The organism is Lentzea aerocolonigenes, from assembly GCF_000974445.1.
GTDB lineage: Bacteria > Actinomycetota > Actinomycetes > Mycobacteriales > Pseudonocardiaceae > Lentzea > Lentzea aerocolonigenes.
This window is the reverse complement of the sequence record NZ_BBOJ01000015.1, coordinates 20,386-39,998: the sequence shown is the minus strand read 5'-3', so window position 1 is coordinate 39,998 and position 19,613 is coordinate 20,386. Positions and strand designations below refer to the sequence as shown.

The 19,613-nt window shown below is 68.7% G+C and carries 20 protein-coding genes and 1 tRNA gene; 12 read left to right on the top strand and 9 right to left on the bottom strand.

Going from position 1 to position 19,613, the window contains the following annotated elements:
• Positions 1–48 precede the first annotated feature (48 nt).
• Together AOM45_RS27885 and AOM45_RS27880 are read left to right on the top strand one after the other, a co-directional pair.
• Positions 49–3,678, top strand: coding sequence for an nSTAND1 domain-containing NTPase (locus tag AOM45_RS27885; protein WP_030465936.1), 3,630 nt, complete (start codon positions 49–51; stop codon positions 3,676–3,678).
• Between the two features lie 186 nt (positions 3,679–3,864).
• Entirely contained in the window at positions 3,865–4,308 is a 444-nt protein-coding gene (locus tag AOM45_RS27880) for a hypothetical protein (protein ID WP_156093634.1), read from the top strand.
• Between the two features lie 41 nt (positions 4,309–4,349).
• Here the strand turns inward: AOM45_RS27880 and AOM45_RS27875 are convergent, their stop codons facing one another.
• From AOM45_RS27875 to AOM45_RS27845, 7 genes are all read right to left on the bottom strand, one after another.
• The gene (locus AOM45_RS27875) at positions 4,350–5,183 is read right to left on the bottom strand and encodes an alpha/beta fold hydrolase (RefSeq protein WP_030465934.1); all 834 of its coding nucleotides are present in this window, start codon (positions 5,181–5,183) and stop codon (positions 4,350–4,352) included.
• 62 nt (positions 5,184–5,245) lie between these two features.
• Positions 5,246–6,031 carry an SDR family oxidoreductase gene (locus AOM45_RS27870; RefSeq protein ID WP_030465933.1) on the bottom strand — a complete coding sequence of 262 codons (786 nt, stop codon included), beginning with the start codon at positions 6,029–6,031 and terminating at the stop codon, positions 5,246–5,248.
• Positions 6,032–6,041: 10 nt separating this feature from the next.
• Positions 6,042–7,367 (bottom strand): M20/M25/M40 family metallo-hydrolase, encoded by a 1,326-nt coding sequence (locus AOM45_RS27865; RefSeq protein ID WP_030465932.1) that lies wholly within the window; start codon positions 7,365–7,367, stop codon positions 6,042–6,044.
• 19 nt (positions 7,368–7,386) lie between these two features.
• Positions 7,387–8,277 carry a glutaminase gene (locus tag AOM45_RS27860; protein ID WP_030465931.1) on the bottom strand — a complete coding sequence of 297 codons (891 nt, stop codon included), beginning with the start codon at positions 8,275–8,277 and terminating at the stop codon, positions 7,387–7,389.
• Positions 8,278–8,303: 26 nt separating this feature from the next.
• Positions 8,304–8,897: a DUF6801 domain-containing protein gene (locus AOM45_RS27855; RefSeq protein ID WP_051782885.1), complete on the bottom strand. Its 594-nt coding sequence runs from the start codon at positions 8,895–8,897 to the stop codon at positions 8,304–8,306.
• A gap of 144 nt (positions 8,898–9,041) precedes the next feature.
• The gene (locus tag AOM45_RS27850) at positions 9,042–10,199 is read right to left on the bottom strand and encodes a PucR family transcriptional regulator (protein ID WP_035909337.1); all 1,158 of its coding nucleotides are present in this window, start codon (positions 10,197–10,199) and stop codon (positions 9,042–9,044) included.
• Between the two features lie 58 nt (positions 10,200–10,257).
• A complete protein-coding gene (locus AOM45_RS27845) occupies positions 10,258–10,926 on the bottom strand; it encodes a GAP family protein (protein ID WP_030465928.1) in 669 nt (222 codons plus the stop codon).
• 104 nt (positions 10,927–11,030) lie between these two features.
• Between AOM45_RS27845 and AOM45_RS27840 the strand changes: the two genes are divergently transcribed.
• The 5 genes from AOM45_RS27840 to AOM45_RS27820 all read left to right on the top strand — a co-directional run bounded on the left by AOM45_RS27840 (position 11,031) and on the right by AOM45_RS27820 (position 14,843).
• The gene (locus AOM45_RS27840) at positions 11,031–11,432 is read left to right on the top strand and encodes a hypothetical protein (RefSeq protein WP_156093633.1); all 402 of its coding nucleotides are present in this window, start codon (positions 11,031–11,033) and stop codon (positions 11,430–11,432) included.
• Between the two features lie 81 nt (positions 11,433–11,513).
• A complete protein-coding gene (locus AOM45_RS27835; RefSeq protein ID WP_030465926.1) occupies positions 11,514–12,398 on the top strand; it encodes an ABC transporter ATP-binding protein in 885 nt (294 codons plus the stop codon).
• On the top strand, positions 12,395–13,102 hold the full coding sequence (locus tag AOM45_RS27830; protein ID WP_030465925.1) for an ABC transporter permease: 708 nt from the start codon (positions 12,395–12,397) through the stop codon (positions 13,100–13,102). The genes AOM45_RS27835 and AOM45_RS27830 overlap by 4 nt, the downstream gene beginning before the upstream one ends.
• Positions 13,099–14,241 carry a sensor histidine kinase gene (locus tag AOM45_RS27825; protein WP_063756980.1) on the top strand — a complete coding sequence of 381 codons (1,143 nt, stop codon included), beginning with the start codon at positions 13,099–13,101 and terminating at the stop codon, positions 14,239–14,241. Before AOM45_RS27830 ends, AOM45_RS27825 begins: the two co-directional genes overlap by 4 nt.
• Complete coding sequence (locus AOM45_RS27820) at positions 14,238–14,843, top strand: response regulator transcription factor (protein WP_030465923.1); 606 nt, start codon at positions 14,238–14,240, stop codon at positions 14,841–14,843. The genes AOM45_RS27825 and AOM45_RS27820 overlap by 4 nt, the downstream gene beginning before the upstream one ends.
• Here AOM45_RS27820 and AOM45_RS27815 read toward each other — a convergent pair.
• A complete protein-coding gene (locus AOM45_RS27815; protein WP_372497449.1) occupies positions 14,840–15,769 on the bottom strand; it encodes a squalene cyclase in 930 nt (309 codons plus the stop codon). The two genes, AOM45_RS27820 and AOM45_RS27815, sit on opposite strands and share 4 nt — an antisense overlap.
• A gap of 175 nt (positions 15,770–15,944) precedes the next feature.
• On the opposite strand from AOM45_RS27815, the gene AOM45_RS27810 reads away from it, so the two are divergent.
• The 5 genes from AOM45_RS27810 to AOM45_RS27790 all read left to right on the top strand — a co-directional run bounded on the left by AOM45_RS27810 (position 15,945) and on the right by AOM45_RS27790 (position 18,795).
• A tRNA-Leu gene (locus AOM45_RS27810) sits at positions 15,945–16,030 on the top strand.
• A gap of 113 nt (positions 16,031–16,143) precedes the next feature.
• Positions 16,144–16,623, top strand: coding sequence for a hypothetical protein (locus AOM45_RS27805; RefSeq protein WP_030465921.1), 480 nt, complete (start codon positions 16,144–16,146; stop codon positions 16,621–16,623).
• Positions 16,620–17,654, top strand: coding sequence for a tyrosine-type recombinase/integrase (locus tag AOM45_RS27800; protein WP_030465920.1), 1,035 nt, complete (start codon positions 16,620–16,622; stop codon positions 17,652–17,654). Before AOM45_RS27805 ends, AOM45_RS27800 begins: the two co-directional genes overlap by 4 nt.
• Before the next feature lie 245 nt (positions 17,655–17,899).
• Complete coding sequence (locus tag AOM45_RS27795; protein WP_030465919.1) at positions 17,900–18,253, top strand: histone-like nucleoid-structuring protein Lsr2; 354 nt, start codon at positions 17,900–17,902, stop codon at positions 18,251–18,253.
• Between the two features lie 92 nt (positions 18,254–18,345).
• Complete coding sequence (locus tag AOM45_RS27790) at positions 18,346–18,795, top strand: hypothetical protein (protein WP_030465918.1); 450 nt, start codon at positions 18,346–18,348, stop codon at positions 18,793–18,795.
• A 122-nt stretch (positions 18,796–18,917) separates the two neighbouring features.
• On the opposite strand, the gene AOM45_RS27785 is transcribed toward AOM45_RS27790, so the two are convergent.
• Positions 18,918–19,598, bottom strand: a complete 681-nt coding sequence (locus AOM45_RS27785) for an ATP synthase subunit B family protein (RefSeq protein WP_030465917.1) — start codon at positions 19,596–19,598, stop codon at positions 18,918–18,920.
• Positions 19,599–19,613: the final 15 nt, after the last annotated feature.

Here is a 19,613-nt window from a genome sequence, read left to right as displayed (position 1 = left end):
GAAGCTATAGAGCATGACGAACCAAGAGCCGATGAAAGAATCACTGTCATGCCTCGCCCGGAGAAGCCGCTCGACCCGTTCGCCGGGCCCGTGGAACAGTTCGCCTTCGACCTGCGCAAGCTCCGCGAGAAGGCCGGCTCCCCCGGCTACCGCGAGCTCGGCAGGCTCAGCCACTACTCCGCCAGCACCCTCGCCGACGCCGCCCGCGGCCAGCGGCTGCCGAGCCTCGCGGTCACCCTCGCGTTCGTCCGGGCCTGCGGCGGCGACGAGGAGCTGTGGGAACGGCGCTGGCGCGAGATCGGCGAGACCGCGCCCGACCAGCGGATCGACTCCCCCTACGTCGGCCTCAAAGCCTTCACCGAGCACGACGCCGACCGCTTCTTCGGCCGCGAGCGGCTCGTCGGCAAGCTCCTGGCCAAGCTCGAGCAGCACGACACCGTGCTGGTCGTCGGCGCGTCGGGGTCGGGCAAGTCCTCGCTGCTGCGCGCGGGTCTGCTGGCCCGCAGCAGCGGCGAGCTGATCACCCCGAGCACGCACCCCGCGCTCCCCCGCACCGAGGGCCTGCTCGTCGTCGACCAGTTCGAGGAGATCTTCGCCCTCCCCCACCGCGACGAGTTCATCGCCGCGCTGACCGGCCGCGGCCACAAGACCGTCATCGGCATCCGCGCCGACTTCTACGGTCACTGCGCCCGCTACCCCGGTCTGGCCACGGCCGTCGAGGACGCGCAGGTGCTCGTCGGTCCGATGACCACCGACGAGCTGCGCAAGGCCATCACCCAGCCCGCCGTCGAGGTCGGCTGCGCGCTCGAGACCGGACTCGTCGCCAGGCTCATCGCCGACGCGACAGGCGAACCCGGAGTGCTCCCACACGTCAGCCACGCGCTGCTCGAGACGTGGCAACGCAAGCGCGGCAACACCCTCACGCTCACCAGCTACCACGAGAGCGGCGGCATCGCCCGTGCCATCGCCAACACCGCCGAGAACGCCTACAGCAGCCTCGACGAGCGCCAGCGGACCCAGGCGCGTCAGGTGTTCCTGCGCCTGGTCAACCCCGGCGAGGGCACCGAGGACACCAAACGCCGCGTCAAACGTTCCGAGCTCGCGGCCGACGAGGTAGTTGAACACCTCGCCAACGCGCGCATCCTCACCGTCGACGACGACAGCGTCGAGATCAGCCACGAAGCCGTCATCCGGGGCTGGCCGCGGCTCAAGGACTGGCTCGCCGAGGCACGCGACGACCTCCGCGTGCACCGCAGGCTCACCGCCGCAGCCGCCGACTGGGAGGCCCACGGCCGCGACCCCGGCTCGCTCTACCGGGGCGTGCCGCTCACCCAGGCGACGGACTGGGCCCTGCGCGACCCCGCCGCCCTCAACGCCGAGGAGAAGGCGTTCCTCGACGCCAGCAGGGCCGCCGCCGAACACGAACTGGCCACCGAGAAACGCCGCACCACCAACCTGCGCCGCGTCGTCGCGTTGCTCGCCGCCCTCCTGCTCGTGGCCACCACAGCGACCGTGTTCGCCGTACGCGCGCAACAACAGACCACCGAGCAACGCACCATCGCGCTCGCCCAGAAGGCCATCGCCGAAGCCAACGGACTGCAGGACCGCGATCCCGGCCTCGCGAGCCAGCTGCGCCTGGCCGCCTACCGGCTCACCGGTCTTCCCGCCGCGCGCGACAGCCTGCTGAGCACGTTCGCCGCACCCCAGGTCACCCTCGTCAAAGGCCACCAGGACGCGACCTCGTACGCGTTGTTCAGCCCCGACAACAGGCTCATGGCCACCGCGGCCGACGACAAGGCGCTGATCATCTGGGACTTCGCCGACCCCCACCACCCCACCGAGCTCGGCCGCGTCCACGCCGGCGAGAACGCCACCCACAACATGGCCTTCAGCCCGGACAGCAGGACGCTCGCCACCGCGAACTGGGACGGTCACATCCGCCTGTTCGACCTCACCGACCCGCGCAAGCCCGCCGAGAAGGCGCGCATCAGCGGCCACGACGGCCAGGTGCAGGCCGTGCAGTTCACGCCGAACGGCCGCACGCTCGTCAGCAGCGGCAAGGACAAGACGATCCGCGTCTGGGACGTCTCAGGAGCCCTCGTGCGGACGATCCAGGCGCACGACCAGCTCGTGCACGGCCTCTCGCTCAACCGCGAGGGCACCACGATCGCGTCGGCGTCCTGGGACGGCACGGTCAAGCTCTGGGACCTCGCGACCGGCACGCAGCTCTCCACGATCGACCCGGCTCCCGGCAACTTCGCCTCCGACGCCGCCGTCTTCTCCTCCGCCGGCCTGCTCGCCACGGGCGCCGACAACGGCGACGTGCGGCTCTGGGACGTCACCGACCCGCGCAACCCCGTGCAGCTCAGCCTCCTCACCGGGCACATGTTCTCGATCCACACCCTGGCGTTCTCCCCCGACGGGAAGTTCCTCGCCAGCGGCGGCGGCGACAAGACCACCCGCGTGTGGGACGTGACCGATCCGCGCAAGGTCCGGCTCGCGACCGCGCTGGCCGGCCACACCGACACGCTCTGGTCGGTCAACTTCAGCCCCGACTCGCGCCGGATGGTCACCGCCACGACCGACGCCGAGGCCCGCGTGCTCGACCTCGCCAACCTCAACTACGCGCACCACACGTGGACCATCTGGAAGCTCGACTACGACCAGCGCGGCCGGTACCTCGCCACCGTCTCCTCCGACGGCACCATCAAGCTGTGGCGCCCCGACGACCGGCACGCGGAGGAGATCGCCACCCTGCCGAAGCTCGCCCCGGACGACGAGGCGTACACCGTCGACGTCCACCCCGGCGGGAACGTCCTGTTCGAGGCGACTGCGGCCGGCAACGCCCTGTGGGACGTCACCGATCCCGCGAAGCCCCGCGAGCTCAACCGCGCGATCACCAGGAACGTCCCGATCGTCGCCGCCGACTTCAGCCACGACGGCAGGACGCTCGCCGTCGGCGAGGAGGACGGCGTGATCAGCCTCTGGAACGTCACCGACCCCGCCCACCCGGTGAAGTCGGGCAGCTTCAAGATCCCCGAGACCGACACCGTGTGGCAGCTCGAGTTCTCCCAGGACGACCGCACGCTCGTCATCGCGAACGGCAGCAGGGAGCTCCAACTCTGGGACGTCGGCAACCCCGCCTCTCCCCGCGCCCACCCCTCCCTGCGCACCGACGACAACCCCGACCCCATCCGCCGCGGCGGGCAGGCGGGCCGCGAGGAGGTCATGACCGTCGTCGTCCACGGCAACCTCATGGCGTTCGCGAACATGGGCAGCAGCGGCGCCCTGTACGACATCAGCGACCCGGCTCAGCCGCGCAAGGTCAGTTCCCTGCCCAACGACGGCGGACCGCTGCAACGCCTCGCCTTCTCCCCCGACGGCACCCTCCTCGCCGCCGGGACGACCGACGACGTGATCCGCGTGTGGGACGTGCGCGATCCCCGCAACCCCCAGGTGCGGGCAGTGCTGCACGGACACACGGAACGGGTGTGGGGCGTGGCCTTCGCTCCGGACAACCGCACTCTGGTGACGACCGGCGCGGACCGCACCGTCCGCGTGTGGGACATCGACGTCGAAGCGACCGCGGCCCGCGTCTGCGCCACTACGACGCCGCACCTGTCCACTCGTCATTGGGAGCAGTACTTCCCCGGAGTCGAGCCGAGGCCTCTCTGCTGAGCAACACCCTCACCTTTCCTCTCGACCGCCTTTGTAGTGCGAAAACGTTGTGCGGTGTCGATGTCCGGGTGTTGTACAACAACGTTCGTCCAACGCGGCGGGCGACCGGCGGAAGGTGACTCTTCAGTCAACACTGAAGCAATAAAATTCGCCGGAGTAGTTGCAGATGTGATCAGATTCGGTGTCATGGAGCTCGTGCCGCAAGAAGTCGGGGTCGCGCACAGCGCACTGCCGCACGACGAAACGTCCGCCCGAGCCCTGCTCGCCGAAGCCGCGTCGCAGGGCCTGCACACAGTCGTCGTCACCGCCGAGGAAGGTGACGAACGCGCCATCGCCGTACTGCGTGAACTGCGCGCGGAATGGCACACGGAGGGCGGCAAGATCACCGCCCAGCTCGACACGGACGCCCAGGGCCAGCTGGCTCACCTGTGGGGCCTGTCAGCGGAGGAACGGGCCGCGTGGCTCGCGGCGTTCCCCCGCCACGACGACCCGAACTGGTGGATGCACCGGCTGCTGGTGCTCAACCACCACCCGGAGTGGGCACCGCTCAAGGACTGGCTGGTCGACGAGCACGTGCGGCTCTTCGGCCGGCCGCCGGGAAGGCGCCGGTCCAGCGCGGCCGGCCGCTGAGTGGACTGAACCCAGCCGGACCGGGCCCTCCCCGGTCCGGCTCAAGCCTTGGCGGCCACCTCGCGGATGAGGTTCGCGAGCTCGACCGGCCGTTCCAGCGGCAGCATGTGCCCGGCGTCGGCCAGCACGACGGACGTTCCACCGAACTTCACCGCGTCGGCCTCGGGCACCAGCCGGTCCTCGTCCCCCACGACGGCGACCACGGCCTTCTCCTTCACCACGGTCAGCCCCGCCTCCCGGTCGTAGCGGTCCACCGCGGGCCGGAAGAGCGCGACGGTCTCGGGCCACTGCCCCCACACCATGTCCGCGGTGAGCTCGACGTCGGCCTCCTCGGGCTCGTCACCGAACAGCCACCACCGCAGCCCGGCGGTCTTGGTCGGCTCGATCTTCTCCCGCACCGCCCGCACGATCGGCCCGAACGCCCGTTCCAGCTCTCGCACGAGCTTCCCGACCGCCTTCGGCCACGCGAGCGACGTCTCGGACAGCCCGCTCGCCGCCATGGACACGAACACGTTGCCCAGCACCCGCTGCCGGAACAGCCGCGGCCTGCGCTCGGCCATCGCCAGCGCCGCCATGCCGCCCATCGAGTGCCCGGCGATCACCACCTGGCCCTGCGGCACGGCCCGTTCGATCAGCTCCCCCAGGTCGTCACCGAGCTGCTCGATCGTCGCGGTCTCCTTGGTGGCGCCCGCCGACTTGCCGTGGCCGCGGTGGTCGTAGGCGATGACCTGGAAGTCCCCGCTCAGCTGCTCGACGACCTTGTGCCAGCTGCGGTGGTCGAGCGCGTAGCCGTGCGCCAGCACGACCGTCACCGGTGCCTCGGGGTCGCCCGTGCGCACCACGTTGAGCTCGGTCCCGTCTTCCAGCCGCACCATGCGGATTCCTTTCGCCGTGTCGTCTGTTCGTCCTAACGAGACAACACGGCGAAAGGACACGGTCAGACGCGACCAAGAACCACATCCGGCGGCAGCTGGCCGCCACCGACGCCGGGCACGCCGCAGAACCGGTAGGCCGAGGCCTGCCCGCCGGGCTGGATGATCCAGGCCTCCCCCGGCTCGCCCTGCGCGAGCACGGCCTGCAACGCGTCGGCGATGTCCGACGGCGTCAGCAACGGGAACTCGACGGCGTCGAACTCCTCCTTGGCGGCGCCCAGCAGCAACGTGTCGACGAATCCAGGGCACAGCGCGGCGACCACGATCCCGTCCGCCGCCAGGGCCTTCCCCGCCGCACGCACGTAGCCGACCACCGCGTGCTTGGTCAGCGTGTACAGCGGATCCGCCGGCATCGCCGCCAGCCCGGCCAGCGACGACGTGATCACGATCTTCCCGCCGCCCTGCCGCCGCAGCGCCGGAACCGCCGCGCACAGCCCGTAGACGACGTGGTCGACGTTGACCCCGACCAGCTTGCGGTACCGCTGCACGTCCAGCGCGTCGACCCCGGCCTGGCCGCCGCCGATCCCGGCGTTGAGGTGCACGATGTCGAGCCGCCCGAGCTCGCGTTCGACCTGCTCCACCGCGGCGGGCATGGTCTCGGGATCGGTGACGTCACCGGCGATCGCGATCCCGCCCGTCGCGGAGGCGATCCGCTGCGCCCCCGCGGCGTTCAGGTCGAGCACGGCGACCTGGGCACCGAGCTTCGCGAGCCGGCGCACCACGGCGGTGCCGATCCCGCCCGCGCCGCCCGTCACGAGCGCGACCTGACCCGTCAAGTCCACAGTGGACACGGCACTCTCCTCAGCTGTTGCGCAGGAACCGGTCGAGCACGCGCACACCGAACTTGAGGGCGTCGACGGGCACGCGCTCGTCCACGCCGTGGAAGAGCCCGGAGAAGTCGAGGTCCGCCGGCAGCTTCAGCGGCGCGAAGCCGAAGTTGCGGATGCCGAGCTGCTGGAACGACTTGGCGTCCGTGCCACCGGAGAGCATGTACGGCAGCACGCGGGCGCCGGGGTCCTCGGCGGTGATCGACGCCGTCATCGCGTCCACCAGGGCGCCGTCGAACGTCGTCTCCACCGGCGGCAGGCCGATCCACTCGCGTTCCACGTCCGGGCCGAGGATCTCCGCGAGCTCGCGGTCGAACGCCTCCTCGCGACCCGGCAGGATGCGGCAGTCCACAGTGGCCTCCGCCGTCGACGGGATCACGTTCGCCTTGTAGCCCGCGGACAGCATGGTCGGGTTCGCGGTGTCGCGCAGCGTCGCGCCGATCATCCGCGACAACGCGCCGAGCTTGCCGATCGAGCCCTCGACGTCGTCGTCGGGGAAGTCGATGCCGGTGATCTCGGTGACGCCGTCGAGGAACTCGCGCACGGACGGCCGGATGATCAGCGGCCACTGGTGCTGGTCCAGCCGCGTCACGGCGGCGGCGAGCTTCGCGACGGCGTTGTCGCGGTGGATCATGCTGCCGTGGCCCGCGGTGCCCTTGACCCGCAGCTTGAGCCAGCGGATGCCCTTCTCCGCGGTCTCGACGAGGTAGGCGCGCACGTCGTCCTTGAGCGTGATCGAGAACCCTCCGACCTCGCTGATCGCCTCGGTGACGCCCTCGAACAGCTCGGGACGGTTCTCCACCAGCCACTTCGCGCCGAACAGGCCGCCCGCCTCCTCGTCGGCGAGGAACGCGAACACGATGTCGCGCGGCGGCACGATCCCCTCACGCTTGAAATGGCGGGCCAGCGCGAGCGTCATGCCGACCATGTCCTTCATGTCGACCGCGCCGCGACCCCACACGTACCCGTCCTGCACCGCGCCCGAGAACGGGTGCACCGACCACTCGGAGGCGTCGGCGGGCACGACGTCGAGGTGGCCGTGCACCAGCAGCGCGCCCCGGCTGGGATCCGCGCCCGCCAGCCTCGCGATCACGTTGCCACGGCCTTTGGCGCCCGACTCGACGTAGGTCGTCTCGTAGCCGACCTCGGACAGCTTCTCCGCCACCCACTCGGCGGCGGCGCGCTCCCCCACCACCGTCGCGGGGTCACCCGTGTTGGTGGTGTCGATCCTGATCAGCTCGCTGACCAGCGTGACGGCCTCGTCCTCGGCCAGTGCCAGTGCGTTCCCCGTTGTGCTCACACAGTCTTCCTACCACCAGTCAGAACACGGACCAGCCCGTGAGAGTGGTGAAACGGTCCAGCGCGTCGACACCCGCGACGGAGTTGCCCCGCGCGTCCAGCGCCGGGCTCCAGACGCAGATCGCGCACTTGCCGGGGACGACCGCGATGATGCCGCCGCCGACGCCGCTCTTGCAGGGCAGGCCGACGCGGTAGGCGAACTGGCCGGCGGCGTCGTAGGTGCCGCAGGTGAGCATGACGGCGTTGACCCGCTTGGCACCGCTGACGCCGAGGAGCCGCGTGCCGTCGTTGCGGACGCCGTGGCGTGCCAGGAAGAGCGTCGACCGGGCGAGGTCCGCGCAGCTCATCGCGATCGAGCACTGCCGGACGTACTCGTGCAGCACGACGTCGACGGAGTTGCGCATGTTGCCGTAGGAGGCCATGAAGTGCGCCAGGGCGCGGTTGCGGTCGGCGTGGTCGAGCTCGGACTTGGCGACCTCGGCGTCCACGTCCAGCGCGGGGTTGCCGCTCTCCTGCCGCAGGAACTCCAGGAGCCGGTCCGAGGCGCCGAAGCCGAGGTGGTCGGTGACGACGAGCGCGCCGGCGTTGATGAACGGGTTGCGCGGGATGCCCTGCTCGGTCTCCAGCTGGACCAGCGAGTTGAACGGCGACCCGGACGGCTCGCGGCCGACGCGCGTCCAGACGTCGTCGTTGTCGGCGAGCGCCAGAGCGAGGGTGAACGCTTTGGAGATGCTCTGGATGGAGAACGGTGTGCGGTGGTTCCCCGCGCCGAAGACCTCGCCGTCCAGTGTGGCGACGGCGAGGCCGAAGGCGTGCGGGTCGATCCTGGCCAGCGCCGGGATGTAGTCGGCGACCGACCCTCCCGGCGTGACCTCGGCGGCGATGCGGTCCACCAGTTGCTGGAGCTGCATGCCGCCAATCCCATCACGGGACGGCGTTACGCCACCGGGAAGGTGTAGAACGAGGTGTTCTGACCGGCCTTGACGGTGCACGGAACGGTGATCGTGCCGAGCCAGGTCGGGTCACCGTTCGCGTAGCGCGGCGTGAGCTTGAGCTCCGCGTTGCCGAGCGAGATCGTCGCCGTGCCGGCGTTGGCGAGCGTCATGGCCGGGAACGTGCCCGTGGCCGTCACGTCGAACGTGCCGCTCGGCGGCACCGCCGTGTTCGGGATGGTCGACACCGACGTCAGCGTCTGGGTGGCGCCGCCGTTGGTGACGGGCACCTTGCTGGTCATCGTGCCGTCCACCGACTTCGCGCCCAGCCAGTTCAGGGTGCCGGTGGCGCTCTCCGAGACAGTGCTCTTCACCGTGGTGTCGGACGCCGCCGTCGGCACACCGACCGCCGCCGAGTCCGGCAGGTTCGCGGAGCTGACCGTGGTCGGCATGTCCTGCGCGCCGATGAGGGTGAAGTTGCAGGAGTAGGTGATGTTCAGCTCGGCGGTCGCGGCCGAGCTGACGCCGGCCGTCGCCACGCTCAGCGCTCCGGCAGCCAGAACGCAGGCAGCGGCGCGTGCGAAAAGTCCGGTCTTCATCTGCAGGGACCTCCATCAGTACGACATTGAACTGCAAGAAGGCGGTGTTGCTTTACTCGCCAGTAAAGTAGTCACCCGGGATTCCGCAATGCAAGAGAAAACCCACTTTTGTCACTTGCGTACGAATTGCTGGAGAGCGATTTATCAGTCGCGATCCAACAAATAGTGCGCCCGCAGCGCCAGTTCGAGGGTGAACCTCTCCCCGGCATCGTGCATTCGGTCGCCGAACAGTTCCTCCAACTGGTTCACGCGGTAGCGCACGGTCTGCGGATGCACCTGCAACCGGGCGGCGACCTCGGGTGCGCCACCGCGTGCGGCCAGCCAGACGAGCAACGTCTCGGCGAGCTTCGTGCGCTGCCGGTCGGTCAGCGGGGCCAGCGGCGCCAGCGCCCGTTCGGCCAGCTGCCGGGCGAGGAACTCGTCCGCGAGCACGGTCAGTTCGACGAGGTGGTCGGCAGCGTCGAGGACCGGGCCGTCCGGCAGCACCTTGTCGCGTGCCAGCGCGAGCACCCGGCGCGCGCAGGCCAGCGACCTGCGCGCGTCCGCGGGGACCACCGGCAGCCCGACCGCGGCCCGCCAGCCGGGCAGAGCTCTGCGCAGCCAGCGCGACACGGCGGCCGGGTTCGGCACGAGCAGGTACGGCGTGGCGTCCTCGAAGTTCACCAGCACGTCCGGCGGCAGGTCGTCGGCCGGTGCGGCGGACGGCTCAAGGGCGACGGCGCACAGCCGGTCCGGCATCGGCCACGCCGCCGCCTCCGCCGCCTGCACGACGCTCTGCCAGTTGCTCGGCGGATCACCGACCAGCAGCTCCATCAGCTTGCGCCGCTTGCGTTCCAGCGTTCCCGCCGCACTCGCCTGCGCGGCCGCGTAGCCCTCGACCGACAGGCTCACGAGCTCGTCGACGTGGGCCATCATCGCCTCACCCAGCGCGGACATCAGGTGCAGCGACAGCTCCCGCTGCTCGGCGAACGCGCACACGTGCCGCCAGGCCACCCGCGCGCCGATCCGGTAGGCCGCCTGCAGGCTGTCGAGGCTCCGGCCGGACTTGAACTCCCACGCGCCGAGCTTGCGGTGGATGTCGTCGTGCGGGTCGGGCTGGGAATCCGGCTGGGCGATCCTGCCGACGAACTTCACCAGCGCCTGTCGAATACCGTCTACTACGTTCTCCCTGAACTGACTGTATTCCGGAATCGATTTCTCGATCGCTTCGAAAATCCGCACCGAGAGTGGAGCCACTTCCGTTCGGAGCAATGGTGCCAGCTCCCGCGGGACAGATCTGCGCGGATCGTCCAGCTGAGTCACGCTCGGGAGTGTAGGAGCAAAACGAAACCGGGTCGTTCAGCCAACTGGACCAAATGGTTCACATGAAGAACAGCCGTGCGACGGCATCCCGTGCGACCAGGAACCCGGCGATGCCGAGAATCCAGCCCGTGGTGCTCGCGCCGTTCTTCGCGAACCACGTGCTGAGCCGGGTGAGCAGCGGCTCGATCCGGCCGCGCAACGCGAGCCGCCCACCGAGCAGCAGGACCGCCGGCACGATCATGACCAGGCAGTATCCGGCCAGCAGCAGCCCGATCTGCGCGGGCCGGAGGTCCGCGGCGCTCATCATCCCGATCGCGCCGAGGTACGGCAGCATCGTCGCGAGCTCCACGACGCCCGCCAGCAACGCGATTCCCGCCAGCGCCGGAACCGACCCGTTGGCGTTGATCCGGTCCTGCCACTTCCCCGTGTCCGACTTCTTCTTGCCGTCGAACCGGAAGCTGACGGCGAACAGGAACACACCGATCACCAGCTGGATCCAGAGCGCGACGTCGTTGTCGAGGTGGTCGATCACCTGCGAAGCGCCGAGCACGATCAGAACGCCGACCACGAAGTAGAAGACCGTGATCGTGCCCAGGTAAACGCCGAACCGCGAGAGCCTCACGCGTCCCGGCGTGAGCATCAGCCAGATCGGGATGAACAGCGTCCCGATGCTCGTCGAGTCGAGCAGCGCCAGTCCGGCCAGCGCAGCGACAAGTCCCAGTGTCATTCGTTCCCCCCACGTTTTAACACAGTCGTGAGATTACCAGCTCCCGCAACCTCTGTTGCGGCCACACGTCGAACACGGTGATCACGAACCGATGGGGGCAGCGGATGAAGCGTTGGATGTGGACGGTCGCGGCGGTGCCGGTGGCCGCGGCCGCGGTGTGGCTGCTCGTGCCGTCACAGGCGGACATCACGGTGATCACCGCGATCCATCCCGACGGCACCGTGGAGTGGGTCGACGCCGAGCTCGTGCCGGCCGAGGAGAACCACTCCTACGTCAAGGAACTGCCGGGTCCACCGCACGTCTCGAAGCTCGCCGCGAACGTGGAGATCCGGACCGCCTTCGGGTGCGCGGGCTCCCACGGCCTCGACCTGACGTGGTACGGGATGGGCGCGGCCGAGTGCAGCCGGGAGGAGTTCCTGGCGCTCGAGCACCCGCCGTACGCCCCGGAGCTCACGTTCAACTGGAGCGGGGAGATCAGCGAGATCCAGGGGCGCTACCACCCCTGATCAGCCGACATGACATCTGTCATGGCTTTCTGGTGTGTCGCGGCACTGCCCAACGGGGGTGTTCGCCGAGATCGTGGGCCTATGACAGTGATCGAGGTGCGCGGGCTGACTCGCCGGTACAGCGGGGGTTTCGAAGCCGTGCGGGGCGTCTCGTTCGACGTGGAGCGGGGCGAGATGTTCGCGTTGCTCGGCACGAACGGCGCGGGGAAGACGTCGACCGTCGAAGTGGTGGAAGGGCTCTCACGTCCTGCGGCCGGCACGGTGTCGGTGCTGGGGCACGACCCGTTCCGGGAGAGGTCCGCCGTCCGGCCTCGCGTGGGCGTGATGCTGCAGGAAGGTGGTTTTCCGCCCGACCTGACCGTCACCGAGGCCACGAAGATGTGGGCGGGGACCCTCACCTCGCCACGTCCGGTTGACGAGGCGTTGTCCCTCGTTGACCTGACACACAGGGCTTCCGTGCGAGTGAAGCAGCTGTCCGGTGGTGAGCGGCGGCGGTTGGACCTCGCGCTGGCGTTACTGGGCAGGCCGGAGGTGTTGTTCCTCGACGAGCCGACGACCGGGCTCGATCCGGAGAGCCGGCGCAACACGTGGGAGCTGATCCGATCCCTACTGCGCGAGGGCGTGACCGTGCTGCTGACGACGCACTACCTGGAGGAAGCGCAGACGTTGGCCGATCGGCTGGCGATCATGCACCGCGGCCGGATCGTGGCGCAGGGAACGGTGTCCGAGGTGGTGGACGCGTACCCGTCTCGCATCTCGTTCGTGCCGCCCGCGGGGGTCGCGCTGCCCGTCGTGGCGTCCGAGGACGGGGACGGGCGGATGACCGTGCGGACGAACAACCTGCAGGAGACGTTGCACGAGCTCCTCGCCTGGGCTCATGCCAACTCGGTGGAACTGTCCGGTTTGGACGCCCGGTCGGCGTCGCTGGAGGAGGCGTTCCTGGCGATCGCGGAGGAGGCGGCATGAGGGCCGTGGCCGTGGGGCAGGCGGAGCTGAAGTTGTTCTGGCGCAACCGGACCGCGTTGTTCAACTCGTTCCTGGGGCCGTTGCTGGTCGTGCCGGTGCTGATCTCGGTGGACGCCGGCGGCGTGCCGCTCGTGATCGGGTTGATGGGGTTCGTGCTGGCGATGGCGGTGTACTACAACCTCGTCACCACGTTCGTCGCGCGGCGCGAGGAACTGGTGTTGAAGCGGCTGCGCGTCGGCGAGCTGACGGACCCGGAGATCCTGGTCGGCGCCGCCCTGCCGTCCGTCGTGGTGGCGTTGGGGCAGATGGTGTTGTTCGCGCTGATCGTCGGCGTGGTGACGGGGGTGGCCGTGCCGGCGCGGCCGTGGTTCCTGGTGCTGGGGGTCGCCGGCGGTGTCGTGGTGTTCACACTGCTGGCGGCCGTGTCGTCCGTGTTCACCCGCACCGTCGAGATGGCGCAGGTGACGGCCCTGCCGGTGCTGATGGCGTGCCTGCTCGGGTCCGGGATGATCATCCCGCTGTCGGACCTGCCGGAGGACGTCGCGTCGGTGCTGCGCCTGCTGCCGCTGACACCGGTGCTCGAGCTTCTGCGCGCGGGCTGGGACGGCGGGCCCGTGCTGCGACCGTTGATCGTCCTGGCGGTGTGGATCTTCCTCGGGACCTACGCTGTACGACGTTGGTTCCGCTGGGATCCTCGGAGGTGAGCTTGCTCGGCTGGTGGCGGTCCCGTGGCAACGCGGCGCGGTTCGACCTGTCCGTGCGAGCGACGTTCTACCTGAACTTCGTGGTCATCCCGCCCCTGCTGATCACGGGCATGGCGAACGAGGTCAGCACCGCCGCCATGATCGCGGTCTCGGTGGCGGCGCTGCTCCACACCGCGTTGAGCGTCCGCCTCGTCCACCTCGGCATCGAGCACTACCTGGACAGAGTGCCGTACCCGCGCCGGCTCGTGGCGATCCTCCTGGCGTTCACCCTCGCCGTGGTCGTGACCGGCGAGCTCACGCTGCCCAGCACCTCGCCCGGTAAACCCGACGGCCCGGCAGACGGCCTCACGTTCCTCTTCCTCGCCCTGACGCTCATGGCGATGTCGACCGTCCTGAAGCCGCGCGCCCTCACCGTGGCAGTGGTGGTCTGCGGCGTGTGCGCGTTCGCGGTCCTCCCACCGGACTCGGCGCTGGCCGCCACCGCGCTGATGGCCATCGTCGGCGCCACGTTCCGCGTGACCTTGTGGATGCTGGGCCTGGTCTGGGAGCTCGACCGCTCCCGCGAGGTCCGCGCCAACCTGGCCGTCGCGGAAGAACGCCTGCGCTTCGCCCGCGACCTGCACGACGTCGTGGGCCGCAACCTCTCCGTAGTGGCACTGAAAGCCGACCTGGCGGCCCAGCTGGCCCGCCGCGACCGCGGGGCGGCCGCGGTCGACGAAATGCTCGAAGTCCGCCGCATCGCCCAGGAGTCGCTGGACGAACTGCGCGCGGTCGTGAGCGGCTACCGCACCGCCGACCTGTCCGTGGAACTGGCAGGCGCCCGCTCCCTGCTGGCCTCTGCGGGCATCGACTGCCGCGTGATCGGCGACCCGACCGTGGACGGCGAACCGGCAGGCGCACTCGGCTGGGCAGTCCGCGAGGGCGTGACGAACATCCTGCGCCACAGCCACGCCCGCACGTGCACGATCACGTTGCGCGGCAAGGTCCTCACCATGTCCAACGACGGCGCCCCGACGTCCGGCTTCCGCTTCGGCAGCGGCCTGACGGGCCTGCGCGAACGAGTGGCAGCCCTCGGCGGCACCGTGACCGCGACCCCAGAAGCTCCCAACCGTTTCGTCCTCACCGTGGAGCTCCCGTGATCCGCATCCTCCTGGCCGACGACGAACACCTGATCCGCGGCGCCATGGCAGCCCTGCTCTCCCTGGAAGAGGACCTGGAAGTAGTCGCCCACGCCGCCACCGGCGCGGAAGCCCTGGCCATGGCCAGATCGTTCCGCCCCGACGTGGCCGTGATCGACCTGCAGATGCCAGACCTCGACGGCGTCTCGGTGGCCCAAACCCTGGCTCTTGAACTCCCGTCGTGCAGCACCATGATCGTCACCAGCCACGGCCGCCCAGGCCACCTGAAACGAGCCCTGGCAGCCGGAGTACGAGGCTTCCTGCCCAAAACAGTCTCATCAGACGTCCTGGCCACAGTCGTCCGCACCGTCCACAAAGGCGGCCGCTACGTGGACCCGGCCCTGGCCGCCGAAGCGATCAGCGCCGGCGACAGCCCACTGACCCCACGCGAGGCAGACGTCCTGGAACTGGCCCTGGAAGGCGCCCCGGTCGACGAAATAGCCCGCCGCGCCTCCCTCTCCCCTGGCACGGTCCGCAACTACCTGTCCTCAGCCGTGGGCAAAACCGGCACGTCGAACCGCCACGAGGCAGCCCGCTGGGCAAGAGCCAAGGGCTGGATCTAACCCCACCACCGAAGCACCCGAGCCCCAACCAACGTCAGCCACTTCGACGGCTCCCCCGGCTCAACGTCGATCTCGAACCACACCCGCCCAGGATGCCGCCCACCCTGCAACCAGGTCCCGTCCGCCTGCCGAGCCCTTCTGATCAACTCGACAGCCTCAGCCATCCGAGGATCCCGGACCCCGGCCTGCCAGAAGTAGTCAGCGGCGTTGAGCACGCTGTACTCCCACCGAAACGGCGACCGAAACCGCGTGGCCCACTCCCCCACAGGCTCCCCAGTGGACAACCGCCGGAACAACCGCCGCTCAAGCAGATACTCCTCCCCCTTCCGCCGAGCGGCCCGCGTCTCCGGCGTACCCCCAGTAGCCAACTCGTGAGCCAACAACCCCTTCAACGAGTTGAGCGTCGAGTGAAACGACGACCTGGCAGCCCCCGCACCCCACTCGCAGTTCCACCCACCGTCCTCGAGCTGATGCGAGACGAACCACTCAGCAATCCCCTCAACAGGCGCCCCGAGCCAAACCCCGTTGGCCAACGTCCACCCGTTGATGCAGCAGTCGACCTCACCACCCCAGTAAGGCAGCCCCTCGTACTCCCACCGACACCCCTCGGCAAGCAACTCGACAGTCCGCCGCGCCTGCAACACCGAGGCATCCAGCCCCCACTCCCGCAACGAGTTCAACGACCAGGTAGTAGCCGTCCAAGGCTGCCCGTCCTCCTTCCCGTCGTACCCGAGCGGAAAGAAGGCCCCACCACCCCACATCCCGTCGACGCCTTGCAGCCCAAGCAACCGAGCCCCAAACCCCTCAACGGCCACCAGGCCCCGCGTAGCCCGCCACACCTCCTCAGGCGCACACAGGAGGTCCCGCTGAACCTGCCACCGCAGCGCCGGGTCGGAGTCGAGCAACCACTCAGTCAGCCCACCCACGCCGCGACCCTAACCCTCACACCGCCACCCACGTACCGACATCCCGATCCCACTTCAACGCCCCGCACCGCCCCTACCAGCACAGATGGCTGCACAGGGACCCGATTTTGGCGTGCAGCGACGATCATGTAATCTATGCACACACCACGGCGCGAGCCGCGGGAGAACTGAATACGTCCGGGTGGCGGAATGGCAGACGCGCTAGCTTGAGGTGCTAGTCCCCGAAAGGGGGTGGGGGTTCAAGTCCCCCCTCGGACACCAGCAGTGGGGAAGTTTCCCCGGTCTCAGCAAGACAGTCGAACCAGGGTTCCAGGCAAACGGAACCCTGGTTTTCGCGCGCTCGCACAGCTCCCCCGCAGGGCGGGGTGAGGCCCGTGTCTGAGCCAATCATCCGCACGCTCGACCTCACCGCGATCGCGGTGCCAGCCCGGCCTGACAACAGCGGTTCCGCGACTGCGGAGATCCAGCCCGTATTCGTCCGGGATCTCGCGCGGACCGCCTCGCCGAGATCTCCGCTCTCCCTCGACTTCGCCACGATCGACGACCATGGCCGTTTCAGCGGCCGGGCCGTCCTGCGCGAGTTGAGGTGGACCGCGGACACCGAGCTCGACTTCGTTCTGCGTGAATCCACCGTCGTCATCCGAGAACGCGCCGGAACCGCGGTGCGGGTCACATCGCGAGGGTTGATTCACGTTCCGCTGGCGATGCGTCGATGGCTGTCGTGGGAAGCAGGACATCGCATCCTGCTCGCTTTCTCTTCTCGAACCAAGGTTCTTGTCCTTGCCGACGCATCCGTTCTTGACGACTTCGCGCACGCCAACTTCGCCGCGCTATTCGAGGTGACTACTCCATGACGATCACCGAACCCGCAGCCGCACCTCCCGCGGACCGACTGGCCGCAGCGCGACTGATGTTGTCGAGCCTCGGCATCAGCGTCGAAGACCTCACCTCGACGCCGACTGAGACCAAAGAGGTGCCGACGTTCAACGTCTACATTCCGATGGTCGAGGCTGCGGTCTCGCCTGGAACTCTCCGGGTCTACGGCTCGTACTGGAAGCGCATCAACGAGAGGTGGGGTGAACGCCGCCTCGACGAGCCCACCGCGACTGAAATCGCCGGCCTCGTCGAGCACACCAAACAGAACCGCGTCCAACGCAAGAACGGCCGCGGCGGCAACTGCGCGGGCGAGCACATGGTCGCGGCCTTCCGTTGCCTCTACAAGTTCGCGGTCATCGACGACTACATCACCGCCGCGAGCAACCCCGCCGCCAAGGTCCCCAAGCCCCGACGACTGCCCTCCAACCGCCGAGGCTTGCCGGCCAATCAGGTCGACGAACTCGTGGACGTGGCCTCCTCGACCGGAAACGATCCCGCCCTCGACGCGCTGATCGTGCGGTTCCACCTCGAAACCGCCGCCCGGCGAGCCGCCGCGCTGAAGCTCCGGCTCCGCGACATCGACGAACAGCAATGCCTGCTGCTTCTCCACGAAAAGGGCGGCGCGGTCCGGTGGCAACCTGCCTCGCCGACACTGATCGCCCATCTGCTGGACCACGCTCGGAGGCGGGGCTGCGTGGATCCGGAAAGTCGCCTGCTGCGCAACCTCAACGGCAATCCCATCACCACAAGGCGATACGACGGGCTTTGGGAACGGTGCCGCAAGCAGATTCCGTGGGCTGACCGGCAGCAGGTCGCCACGCACTGGCTGCGATACACGACGCTTACGTTCGTCGAGCGCAGGTTCGGTCTCGCCGTTGCGCAGGCCTATGCAGGACACGAGACCAAGAACGACGCCGTCACCACCACGACGTACGTACGCGCCGGCATCAACGAGGTCGCCACTGCGCTCGCAGCTCTCACCGGAGAGCCGCATCCACTGGCGATCTGATGACGACCACGTAGCAACGTCAACCCACCGCTCCATCCCTATCCCTATCGACCTGGCACGAGGCCCCCGGGCTTCGGTTCGGGGGCCTCCCCCGTCGTGTCCGCAAACCCGGCGGCGCATGGTCGCCGCATCAATCCGGTGCAAGGCCGATCTTTGGTCGCCAACCGAGTGGCGACACCTGGCGACCTCGGTTGATCTTGCTACTGTTCTCGCGAATCCAGCCCCGCGAGGAAACGGACAAGGTCATGGCGCAGAAGGTGCTCATCCAGCTCATCGACGACCTCGATGGCACCACCGCCGAGGACGTTGAACCCGTGAGCTTCGGCCTGGACGGCGTCACCTACGACATCGACCTCAAGCCGGACAACGCCACCAAACTCCGCGACGCCCTCGCCGACTTCGTCGCCAGCGCGCGCAGCACCCGAGGCCGCGCCAAGAAGTCCCCGAATACCACCCGCACCGTCGTGGCCGAGTCCCGCACGAAGGAACAGACCAAAGCCATCCGCGACTGGGCCAAGACCAACGGCCACGAACTCTCCGACCGCGGCCGCATCCCCACACACGTCATCGAAGAATTCGAGAAGGCGCACCGCGCATAGGGGCTGACCACCCACAACTGCCAGCGTGTTGGGCGGCGGCGCGACTCGCCGTAGTCACACTCGGCTCGGTCTTCACCAATACGATCGGCCCCATGATGTCCGAGAGCACGGACGACCCTGTTGGCAAAGGCGACGCCTCCATCAACGACCCGCTGCTCTCGACCCCGGCAGCCAGGCTGATGGCACTCGCGATGGGCACCGGCACCAGAGTGTTCGACATTCCCACGGCACGCAGTGTCGGACTCGCGGGCCTCGTCGGCGTCAGCTCCGACAAGAACGGCGAGCCGCAGGGCTCGATCGGGCTCACCGACGACCTGGACGACGACCTGCGCGCCGATGTACTGGCGTTCGGCCTGGCGGTGCTCGTCGGCACGCCCGAGGTCCTAGCCGAAAGCCCGGACGGAATCCTCGGAATCAGCAGGCAGCGACTCCCCCAAGCCGACAACGGCCCCGGCAACCTGGCCTGGCACATGCTGCAAACCTGCGGACGCGAGTCACCATCCACGACGTTCCGCCTCATGATCATCCAACCCGACGAGTAGATCCGCTCCTCGAACAGCAAACGCCCCGACAAGCCGCTCAGACCGCAGAAGTGCAACGACGGATCGCTCAGCTGCGCCACGACACCGCCCAGTCTCACCACAGAGATCACACTGACTGACCGTTATTGGAAGCCGTTCAGGCGGTTCGCTGCCGCGTCCAGCCGACTCACGAGACCTTCGAGACCCAGCAGCTTCCCGGCGACTTCGTCGAGCATCCCGGCGCTGTCAGGCAGGCTCTGCAACTGGTGAGCGGCGCCGCTGAGCATCGCGGCGGTGTCGGGGTCGATGACCGCCCCGTTTCGGCGGATCTCCTGCAACTCTTCTCGCAGCTCGCGCATCAGCCGAGCTGCTTCAAGATCGGTTTGCTCGAGTCGCGCCAAGGTCTCGTTGATCTGCTCGTCGCGGCGCTCCATCGCATCCGCGATCACCGTTTCGAAGAGTTCGACTGTGACCGGCGACTGCGCCTGCAAGCGCTGCTGGCCGGTGGTCTCTCGATCTGCTTTCCAGTCGAGCAACAGCTCCACCGGATATGCCTCGCCGCCGTCTTCGTCTACCACTCGATGATGGAGGCGGCACAGGTAGATCAGGTTCGGGAAGTCGTTGCGCTGCTTGTCTGTCATCTCCGGGTCGTAGCGGGGGCCATCAGGGTTCAGCGCGCGGATGTGCGCGATGTCGAGCGCCATCCGGTACCTGCCGTTCACCAGACGGAGCAGCTGTTCACCGCAGCCCGGCCAGTAGCACTTTCCGGAGCTGAACGCCGTCAGCGCTGCCCTTACTGCGGGCGGATAGTCACGGGTGGCCACACCGGACCTCCTTTC